At 57.4% G+C, this 12193-nt stretch carries 1 protein-coding gene; it reads left to right on the top strand.

Features of this window, described 5'->3' with window-relative positions:
- Positions 1–16 precede the first annotated feature (16 nt).
- Positions 17–12073, top strand: coding sequence for an invasin domain 3-containing protein (locus tag JC200_RS00485; RefSeq protein WP_274434240.1), 12057 nt, complete (start codon positions 17–19; stop codon positions 12071–12073).
- Positions 12074–12193 lie beyond the last annotated feature (120 nt).

Here is a 12193-nt window from a genome sequence, read left to right as displayed (position 1 = left end):
GGTAGGGGGAAGGGCTGTGAAAAAGGTAAAATTTGTGGTAGGGCCAATTGTGGCACTCTCTACCATGTTAGCGCCTGTAGCGATCCCGGCTGCATCGGCGGGTGTTGCCATGTCGTCGCCGATGCAGGTGAAGGAGATTGACGTAAATGGCGCCTTATTCGCGAGACCGTACGGCTTCGCCGCGATTGATCCGGCCACGCGCCACGCTACCGAATACTTACCGCTGTGGTATATCCAACTTGCCATGAAAAAACTGGGAATAGACTCTCAGTGGAATGGTACGACCAACTCACTTGACATCACCACGAACAATACGCTGGTTGTCGGTTCTACAAACACTCAGCCCGGACTGAACAGCTTCAAAATCTATGTGAACGGTAAGTATGTCACATCCGGTAACAAGATTGTCAGGACCGACCCATATTCGGGTCAAGCGACGACGTTCGTACCCATCTGGTACATAATGTCCACCCTGCGTCAGTTGAATGTCTCGGTGAGTTGGAACGGGACAGTCCTCAGCCTGGGCGGTGCGGTGAGCGGGGTTGTCAGCGCACAACAATCGACAATCACTTCATCCGTCTCAACGATGACGGCTGGTCAATCTGTCACGATTCACGTAACGCCCAAAGATTCGAACGGAAATCCGCTCGGATCAGGCCAAGTCGTGACGGTGTCCGACGGGACAGGCAAAACGGTGACTGCTCTGTGGAACCAGACTAACCAAGATTACGAGGCCACGTTTGCCGAGACAACGGCGAAACAGTACAGCTTCAGTGCCCTGGTGAACGGGACACCGCTACTGAGAACAGCAGGCGTGACAGTGGTGCCAGCTGGCCTCAGCGGCTCGACATCTACAGTGACCGCACCCAAAGCGGCTATCGCTGGTAGTGCGATAGTGGTTCAAGTTGTGCCAAAGGACCACTACGGCAACGCCCTGGGCTCAGGGGACACAGTGACAATCACCGACGGAACGCAAACGATGGCCGCTACTTGGAACGCTGCGAATCAAGACTACGAAGCAGTGTTCACGGAGAGCAAGGACGGGTCATACACATTCACAGCCAGCATGAACGGCACGACCTTCGCGCAAGCACCGACAACGGTCGTCGGACCTGGGTCGTTAGCGTCGCTGTCAACGGTTGTCGGTCCAACCTCCCCAGTGACGGCGGGTTCAGCCAACGTCACGATTGTTGTCAAACCTTTCGATGCAAACGGTAATCCGATTGGCTTTGGTCAATCGGTGGTTGTTTGGGACGGAGCAGGACAAGCAGTAACGGCGACTTGGAACGCTGCGAAGAACGACTATGAAGCGACATTCAGTGAGACGAAGCCTGGAAGTTTCACGTTTGATGCCACGGTCAACGGCACACTCTTATCGAACACGGCTAACGTCACGGTAGTTGCCGGACAAGTCAGCGGGGCCGAGTCTACGGTATCTGCTCCATCTTCCGCAAACGCTGGGCAGAACATCACAGTTCAGGTTGTACCCAAGGATGTGCAGGGGAACCCGCTTGGCAGCGGAGAGACCGTCACGGTGTCTGATGGGAGTAGCACCAAGGTCGCGATTTGGAACGCTCAAAATCAAGACTATGAGGCGACATTCACAGAGTTGAAGGTGGGTACGTACAAATTCGTGGCGGCCGTGAACGGTGTAACGTTTTCGCAACAACCAAGCACTGTCGTCAATCCGGGCACCCTGTCCTCGTTCAGCACGGTGACTGCGTCGCAAAGCACGGTGACTGCGGGGAACTCGAATGTCGTCATTGCAGTGGTACCGAAGGACTCGAATGGCAATCCGCTCGGTGATGGACAGGGTGTAGTGGTGTCAGACGGCAGTCATTCAGAGGCAGCGGTGTGGAACAGCACGAGGCAGGACTATGAGGCGACGTTCAGTGAGACTGTCGCAGGCACCTACACGTATTCGGCCGCAGTGAACAACACCAACTTGGTCAATACCGCACAGGTCACGGTTAACCCTGCATCGGTCAGTGCCGCCGAGTCCACAGTGCACGCGCCAACCGCGGCAACGGCTGGAAACAGCATCACTGTACAGGTGGTGCCAAAAGACGCCTACCAGAACCCGGTCGGAAGTGGTCAGACGGTGACCGTCTCAGACGGGACGCACAACGTCACGGCGACTTGGAACAGCGCGAACAATGACTATGAGGCAACGTTCACCGAGACGAAAGCTGGCAATTATACATTCACGGCGAAAATGAATGGTGTGACGTTTACTCAGCAGCCACAGACCGCTGTTACGGTGGGGCAACTGGACACAGCCTCGACCGTCAGCGGTCCGCAGGGCGCTGTCACTGCTGGCACATCCAATGTGACGATTTCCGTGGTTCCGAAGGATACGAACGGCAACCCGCTTGGCGCAAATCAGGTGGTCACAGTTTCCGACGGGAAGGGACAAACCCTGACCGCCAAGTGGAACGCCGCGACGGGCTCCTATCAAGCCACCTTCAGCGAGCCGATTGCACAGACGTACACGTTCACGGCCCAGGTCAACAGCGTCACGCTGAGTGACACTGCGCAAGTGACGGTCGTCCCTGCGGTTGTGGACGGTGGCACATCAACGGTGACAGCTGCAGGTAGCGGCGTTGCTGGTCAACCGATAACCGTTTCGGTCGTCCCGAAGGATGCGCTTGACAATCTCATCGGGTCAGGCCAGACGGTGACTGTGACAGACGGCACACATACCGTTGTGGCTACGTGGAACTCGGCAAACCAGGACTATCAGGCCACCTTCACGGAAACGACCGCAGGGAAGTACACCTTCACGGCAAAAATGGACGGCGTGACCTTTACCATGCAACCGACACAAGACGTGGTTCCGGCTACTGTGTCGTCTCTCTCAACGGTGACAGGTCCGCAGGGCAACGTAGTCGCTGGCAACAACAATGTCAGTATTACGGTCGTACCTCGCGACGCGAGTGGCAATGTCATCACGCCGGCGCAGGTCACAAACATCACGGTCTCTGATGGGAACGGACAGACGCAGCAAGCGACGTGGAACGGAAGCAACGGGTATGTTGCGACGTTCAGCGAGACGCAGGCAGGCGCCTTCACGTACACTGCGACCGTGACAGACGCAGGCGCTGTAACGTCTCTCACGCAGACGGCAAAAGTGACGGTTATCGCTGCAGTGGTCGACGTTGGAAAGTCAAGCATCACCGCAACCAGTGACGGAATCGCAGGAGACCCCATCGCGGTTGTCGTAACGCCAAGGGATGCGAATGGCAATCCGATTGGTGCTGGACAGTCTGTCACAGTGACGGATGGCAACGGCAACAGCTGGACGGCCACCTGGAATCCGACGAACGCAAACTACGAAGTCAATGCGACGGAGTTGCAGTCTGGCACCTATACGTTCACGGCACATGTGGATGGCGTCAGCTTCGCGGCGACGCCTGTGACGCTCGGACCTGGCACGGTCGCGTCGCTGTCGAGTGTGAGCGGGCCGACAACGGCCGTCACAGCAGGGTCCGGAAACGTGACCATTAAGGTCATTCCGCGGGATAAAAACGGCAATCCATTGGGCGCCTCGCAAAACGTCCAGATATCGGATGGGACTGGGTCGCCGACGGTGAGTTGGAAACAGGCACAATTTGACAGCACGAATGGGGATTACTACTACACCTTTAACGAGACGACCGCCGGCACCTACACGTATAGCGTGCAGGTCAATGGGACGCTCCTCAACCAGACCGTAACCGTAAGTGTTGTGCCGGGTACGGCCAGTGCGTCGAAGTCGACCGTGACATCTCCGACTACGGCTGTGGCAGGGGCTTCGTTCGTTGTCGCCGTTAAGCCAGAGGACGCAAACGGCAACAAGATTTTGTCTGGGCAGACTGTCACCGTCTCGGATGGTCAAGGACACTCGTGGACGGCAGTGTGGAACGCGACGAATCAGGACTATGAGGCGCAGGTCACAGAGTTTACGACAGGGGCGTATGTGTTTGCGGCGTCCGTGCAGGGCGTAACGTTTACAAGCGCCAATCAGACTGTCGTTTCTGCTGGAACCGTGTCATCGATGTCGACCATCACGGGCCCGCAAGGGGACGTTACCGCAGGGAATTCAAACGTCACCATTGCAGTGGTTCCGAAAGACTCGAACGGCAATCCGCTCGGCTCTGGACAGACTGTCGAGGTGTCGGATGGCAGTCTGATGCAGACGGCGGTGTGGAACAGCGCCAACCAGAACTATGAGGTGACGTTTAGCGAGACGGTGGCAGGCAGCTACACGTATTCGGCCACCGTAAACAATCAACTCCTCACCAATACACTTGGAGTCACGGTTGTGCCGGCGGGCGCGAGCGCATCCCGAACGACGGTCATGGCGAGTGCAACGAGCGTGACCGCGGGAACGCCCATCACGGTGACGGTGACACCAATTGACGGCTTTGGCAATCCGCTTGGTTTGGGTCAAACGGTACTGGTTACGGATGGCAAGTACAGCGAGGCCGCGAGCTGGAATGGCAGCGCCTATACCGCTACCTTCACAGAGCGGAGCACCGGAACGTACACATTTAGCGCAATTGTGAACGGTGTGGCCATCACACAGACGGCTTCCACCAATGTGACGAACAGTGCGCTCGACTTGAATTCCACCATCACTGGACCGGTCGGGAACGTCACAGCGGGTACCCAGAACGTAACGATTTCCGTGGTGCCAAAAGATACGAATGGCAATCCGCTGGGTGCGAATCAAGTGGTCACCGTTTCCGATGGGAAGGGACAAACCCTGACCGCTCTATGGAACGCCATGACGGGCTCCTATCAAGCCATCTTCAGCGAGTCAATTGCACAGACGTACACGTTCACGGCCGAAGTCAACAACGTCACGCTGAGCGACACGGCGCAAGTAACGGTTATTGCTGCAGCAGTCAACGCTGGAACGTCAAGCATCACCGCAACCAGTGACGGAATCGCAGGAGACCCCATCGCGGTTGTCGTAACGCCAAGGGACGCGAATGGCAATCCGATTGGTGCCGGACAGTCTGTCACAGTGACGGATGGCAACGGCAACAGCTGGACGGCGACCTGGAATCCGACGAACGCAAACTACGAAGTCAATGCGACGGAGTTGCAGTCTGGCACCTATACGTTCACGGCACACGTGGATGGCGTCAGCTTCGCGGCGACGCCTGTGACGCTCGGACCTGGCACGGTCGCGTCGCTGTCGAGTGTGAGCGGGCCGACAACGGCCGTCACAGCAGGGTCCGGAAACGTGACCATTAAGGTCATTCCGCGGGATAAAAACGGCAATCCATTGGGCGCCTCGCAAAACGTCCAGATATCGGATGGGACTGGGTCGCCGACGGTGAGCTGGAAACAGGCGCAATTTGACAGCACGAATGGGGATTACTACTACACCTTTAACGAGACGACCGCCGGCACCTACACGTATAGCGTGCAGGTCAATGGGACGCTCCTCAACCAGACCGTAACCGTAAGTGTTGTGCCGGGTACGGCCAGTGCGTCGAAGTCGACCGTGACATCTCCGACCACGGCTGTGGCAGGGGCTTCGTTCGTTGTCGCCGTCAAGCCGGAGGACGCAAACGGAAACCCGATTTTGTCTGGGCAGACTGTCACCGTCTCGGATGGTCAAGGACACTCGTGGACGGCAGTGTGGAACGCGACGAATCAGGACTATGAGGCGCAGGTCACAGAGTTTACGACAGGGGCGTATGTGTTTGCGGCGTCCGTGCAGGGCGTAACGTTTACAAGCGCCAATCAGACTGTCGTTTCTGCTGGAACCGTGTCATCGATGTCGACCATCACGGGCCCGCAAGGGGACGTTACCGCAGGGAATTCGAACGTCACGATTGCAGTGGTACCGAAAGACTCGAACGGCAATCCGCTCGGCTCTGGACAGACTGTCGTGGTGTCGGATGGCAGTCAGACGCAGACGGCGGTGTGGAACAGCGTCAACCAGAACTACGAGGCGACGTTTAGTGAGACGGTGGCAGGCAGCTACACGTATTCGGCCAAAGTAAACAATCAACTCCTGACCAATACACTTGGAGTCACGGTTGTGCCGGCGGGCGCGAGCGCATCCCGAACGACGGTCATGGCGAGTGCAACGAGCGTGACCGCGGGAACGCCCATCACGGTGACGGTGACACCAATTGACGGCTTTGGCAATCCGCTTGGTTTGGGTCAAACGGTACTGGTTACGGATGGCAAGTACAGCGAGGCTGCGAGCTGGAATGGCAGCGCCTATACCGCTACCTTCACAGAGCGGAGCACCGGAACGTACACATTTAGCGCAATTGTGAACGGTGTGGCCATCACACAGACGGCTTCCACCAATGTGACGAACAGTGCGCTCGACTTGTATTCCACCATCACTGGACCGGTCGGGAACGTCACAGCGGGTTCCAACAACGTGACGATTTCCGTGGTACCAAAGGATACAAACGGCAATCCGCTGGGTGCAAATCAAGTGGTCACCGTTTCCGATGGGAAGGGACAAACCCTGACCGCCAAGTGGAACGCCGTGACGGGCTCCTATCAAGCCACCTTCAGCGAGCCGATTGCACAGACGTACACGTTCACGGCCCAGGTCAACAACGTCACGCTCAGTGACACTGCGCAAGTGACGGTTGTGCCGGCGGCTGTGGACGGTGGCACATCGACGGTGACAGCTGCAGGTAGCGGCGTTGCTGGTCAACCGATAACCGTTTTGGTCGTCCCGAAAGATGCACTTGGCAATCCCATCGGGTCGGGCCAGACGGTGACTGTGACAGACGGTACACATACCGTTGTGGCCACATGGAACTCGGCAAACCAGGACTATCAGGCCACCTTCACGGAGACGACCGCAGGGAAGTACACCTTCACGGCAAAAATGGACGGCGTGACCTTTACCATGCAACCGACACAAGACGTGGCTCCGGCTACTGTGTCGTCTCTCTCGACGGTGACAGGTCCGCAGGGGAACGTGGTCGCTGGCAACAACAATGTCAGCATTACGGTCGTACCTCGCGACGCGAGTGGCAACGTCATCACGCCAGCGCAGGTCACGAACATCACGGTCTCTGATGGGAACGGACAGACGCAGCAAGCGACGTGGAACGGAAGCAACGGGTATGTTGCGACGTTCAGCGAGACGCAGGCAGGCACCTTTACGTACACTGCGACCGTGACAGACGCAGGCGCTGTAACGTCTCTCACGCAGACGGCAAAAGTAACGGTTATTGCTGCAGCAGTCAACGCTGGAACGTCAAGCATCACCGCAATCAGCGACGGAATCGCAGGAGACCCCATTGCGATTGTCGTAACGCCAAAGGATGCGAACGGCAATCTGATTGGTGCCGGACAGTCTGTCACAGTGACGGATGGCAACGGCAACAGCTGGACGGCGACCTGGAATCCGACGAACGCAAACTACGAAGTCAATGCGACGGAGTTGCAGTCTGGCACCTATACGTTCACGGCACATGTGGACGGCGTCAGCTTCGCGGCGACGCCTGTGACGCTCGGACCTGGCACGGTCGCGTCGCTGTCGAGTGTGAGCGGGCCGACAACGGCCGTCACAGCAGGGTCCGGAAACGTGACCATTAAGGTCATTCCGCGGGATAAAAACGGCAATCCATTGGGCGCCTCGCAAAACGTCCAGATATCGGATGGGACTGGGTCGCCGACGGTGAGCTGGAAACAGGCGCAATTTGACAGCACGAATGGGGATTACTACTACACCTTTAACGAGACGACCGCCGGCACCTACACGTATAGCGTGCAGGTCAATGGGACGCTCCTCAACCAGACCGTAACCGTAAGTGTTGTGCCGGGTACGGCCAGTGCGTCGAAGTCGACCGTGACATCTCCGACCACGGCTGTGGCAGGGGCTTCGTTCGTTGTCGCCGTCAAGCCGGAGGACGCAAACGGAAACCCGATTTTGTCTGGGCAGACTGTCACCGTCTCGGATGGTCAAGGACACTCGTGGACGGCAGTGTGGAACGCGACGAATCAGGACTATGAGGCGCAGGTCACAGAGTTTACGACAGGGGCGTATGTGTTTGCGGCGTCCGTGCAGGGCGTAACGTTTACAAGCGCCAATCAGACTGTCGTTTCTGCTGGAACCGTGTCATCGATGTCGACCATCACGGGCCCGCAAGGGGACGTTACCGCAGGGAATTCAAACGTCACCATTGCAGTGGTTCCGAAAGACTCGAACGGCAATCCGCTCGGCTCTGGACAGACTGTCGAGGTGTCGGATGGCAGTCTGATGCAGACGGCGGTGTGGAACAGCGCCAACCAGAACTATGAGGTGACGTTTAGCGAGACGGTGGCAGGCAGCTACACGTATTCGGCCACCGTAAACAATCAACTCCTCACCAATACACTTGGAGTCACGGTTGTGCCGGCGGGCGCGAGCGCATCCCGAACGACGGTCATGGCGAGTGCAACGAGCGTGACCGCGGGAACGCCCATCACGGTGACGGTGACACCAATTGACGGCTTTGGCAATCCGCTTGGTTTGGGTCAAACGGTACTGGTTACGGATGGCAAGTACAGCGAGGCCGCGAGCTGGAATGGCAGCGCCTATACCGCTACCTTCACAGAGCGGAGCACCGGAACGTACACATTTAGCGCAATTGTGAACGGTGTGGCTATCACACAGACGGCTTCCACCAATGTGACGAACAGTGCGCTCGACTTGAATTCCACCATCACTGGACCAGTTGGGAACGTCACAGCGGGTACCCAGAACGTGACGATTTCCGTGGTACCCAAGGATACAAACGGCAACCCGCTGGGCGCCGGTCAGACTGTGTACATTTACACTGGAACACCGGAGACGGCCACGTGGAACGCGGCGAACCAGGACTATGAGTACACCTTCGACATGCGCACAGCCGGATTGTTCACGTTCAAGGCGAATGTCAATGGGCAACTTCTGAACAGCACGTACACGGTCAACGTCGTAGCGGGTGCGGTTGACAGTGTGGAATCAACCGTGACGGCTCCTACCAGCGCGTTGGCTGGACAAGCCATTACCGTATCTGTTACGCCAAAGGATTTTTACGGCAACCCGATTGGTTCAGGGCAGACGGTCAGCGTTTCGGACGGGGCTGGCCACACGGTGACGGCCGTATGGGACAGTGTCACTGGCACATACCGCGCTACGTTTACGGAAACCGCCGTCGGTAACTATACGTTTACGGCGACCATAAACGGTGTTGCATTAACTGCTGAACCGACGACAGTTGTGGATGCCGGAAACGTTGACCAGAACTCACCGGTCACCGTGTCGCCGACCACTGTTACGGCAGGGGCAACGTTCACTGTGGCGGTGACTCCGAAAGATGCGAACGGGAACCTGCTTGGACTGGCTCAGAATCCAACTGTGGAAGTCACGGTCAACGGCACGAACAAACAGGCAACCTGGAATGCTGCCAACAACGATTGGGAAGCGCAGTTCGCAATCGACGCTGCGGGTACCTATGCGACAGCTACGACGGTCAATGGTGTTGTGCTGAATTCAACTCCGTCTGTTACTGTCACGGCTGGGGTGGTCAGCGGTTCGCAGTCGACGATTACGGGTCCAACTAGCGTTTCTGCTGGCAGCCCAATCACGATTCACGTGGTGCCGAAAGACCAGTACGCTAATCCGATTGGGGACAATCAGACAGTCACTGTGAGCGATGGAGCCGGGCATACCACAGCGGCGACGTGGAACAGTGCCAACCAAGACTACGAAGCGACATTTACGGAGAGCACGCCGGGTACGTACAACTTTACGGCCGGGATGAATGGCGTTGCGCTTGGCACTGGGGTGTCTGTGACGGTCACGAGCGCGATTGATGCTACGACCTCGCAACTCATCGTGCCGACCCCCACCGTCTACAACGGTTCGGTAGAAGTGAAAGTCATCCCGTACGATACAAACGGGGCACTTGTTGGCAATGGCCAGTACGTCGTGGTATCTGACGGCATTACGCAACAGACTGCACAGTGGAACCCGGTTGACCAGGCGTATGAGACCATCTTCACGGAAAGCGTTCCGAACGTAGAAACATTCACGTACTCCGCCACTGTGAACGGTGTGGCATTGAGTCAGACAGGCACAGCAACGGTGCATGCTGTGGTTGACCCGACGTGGTCGACAGTCAGTGCGCCAAGTTCGGTACTGGCTGGGCAAACTGTGAACGTGACTGTGGTTCCTAAGGACAAATACGCCGTCACCATCACTGAACCGCAGACGATTACCGTCCAAGACTCCCGGCACAATTCGGTTGCGGCGACATGGGATGCCGCAGCGAATGCGTATGTGGCGCAGTTCACGTACACCACATCTGGGCCGGTCACGTACACGGCGGTGGTCACGACACACAGTGGTTCGCTCACCCTGGATCAAACCCCGACGACAGACATCGTGCCGCTCACGCCTTTCATCAGTGGGACAAGCTACACCGTGTTGAACGGTCCAACCGGCGGAGGGACAGCGGGCGTGGCGATGACGTACACGTTGAAGCTTATGGACCAGTATGGAAACCCCATCACCGGGCTTACAAGTGCTGATTTCACACCGTCCGTAGTGAGCGGAACAGCTGCCGATGTGCAGTTCAGTTCTGTGACCGAGACGTCGACACCGGGTACCTACACCTTCGCCGTGACAGACACGAAGGCAGAAAACCTGACCGTGAAAGTCGCCGTGACAGACCCAGCAGGAACTATCACATACGTGACCGCAGGCCCAGAGACGATTACCGGAAATGCAAATCAGCTTAACCTGAGCCAGTCCACTATCAGTGCTCCCGCATCGGTGAGCGCTGGCACGGCGTTCACAGTCAGTGCTACGTTAGTGGACAAGTACGGAAATCCGATAGTTGGCGCCAACAACGTGACCATCACCGATTCGTATGGTACAACCGAGACCGCAGTCTGGAACGCCACGAATCAGAATTACGAGGTGTCGTTCACGGAGCCGGCGGGCAATGTCGGATTTGACATTGTGGACGGCCAGAGTTTGACGACTGGCGCCATCACGCAGGTCCAGCCCGCGAACGTGAGCAGTCCGATTCAGCCCACTGCAACCCCGCCTGCGGGTGATACGAGCCAGTTTGTCGGGTCTGTCAGTGGCGGCACGGGTCAGGCAATGCAAGTGCCGAACTACGGTGCTGGCTTGTCGACGCTGACCGGCACCGGTCCAACCGCTGCGGATACGGGCAACACGGGCACCGACATCGGGTTCTATTACCTGAGCAAGTTCCCGACGACGTCGCTGAAGAACTTCAATGTGAAGCCAATCATGTCCATGGGGTATAGCAACAGTTTGTGGATCACGGACCCGTCCGGGTACGACGGCGGATCTAATACCCCGAACGGGTTGACATTCTTCACAGCAACCGTCAACTTGCCGCAAGCGGAGCAGGTGACTGTCAGCATCCCGCAAGTCGACGACGTCGGGTTGGCTTGGGTCGATGGCACGCCGGTGGCGTACAACACAGACATTGGCGGATACAACAGTGGCTGGGCGACTGTCGGAGTGACCATGCCGCCCACTAAGACGACGATTTCGCTCGGCGCAGGGTTGCACCAGATTGTGCTCGAGGTTGCGAATGCATTTCACCCAGGGGGCAACAACAGCGCTGGGGTCGGATTCTCCATGACGGGACCTTCCGGCAATGTGATTATCAACTCTTCGTCAACGTACCTGAACCAGTGGATGAGTACTGGTTACACGACGCAATTGCCGGTGTTTTGGTACAGCACGGCTGGAAACTATACCATTGACGAGGAAATGTTGAACCCTAACTCGCTCGTGGTGACGAACACGTCGAAGTGGTCCATCAATGCAGGCCCCATCCGTGCAACGAACACCACAGTCATCACCAACATCGGCTTTAATCCGAACAGCGTGACTGTCGCCGCGGGCACGACTGCTGCACAACTGACGTCGGACGTCACATCGACCAATTCGTCCGTGCCGCTGACCTTCTCTGTACAGGACAGCACCGGTGCCCCAGTCAGTGGCAGCACGGTCCTTGTGGCCGGAGATGTGCTGGTGACGCAAGACGCGACGGGCAATCAGACCACCTACCCAATCACGATTGGCTAACGGCTTCTCGCGGTACAGATTCACAGGTTGCTTCGCAGGGACTCCCCCTGTGAAGCAACCTTTTTTTCCTTCTCACGGTCTGTGATGTGACTTTCAGTATCAATCCCACGTGGGGCCGAT

Source organism: Alicyclobacillus sp. ALC3 (assembly GCF_028751195.1).
GTDB lineage: Bacteria > Bacillota > Bacilli > Alicyclobacillales > Alicyclobacillaceae > Alicyclobacillus_L.
This window is presented reverse-complemented; position numbering and strand designations above follow the sequence as displayed.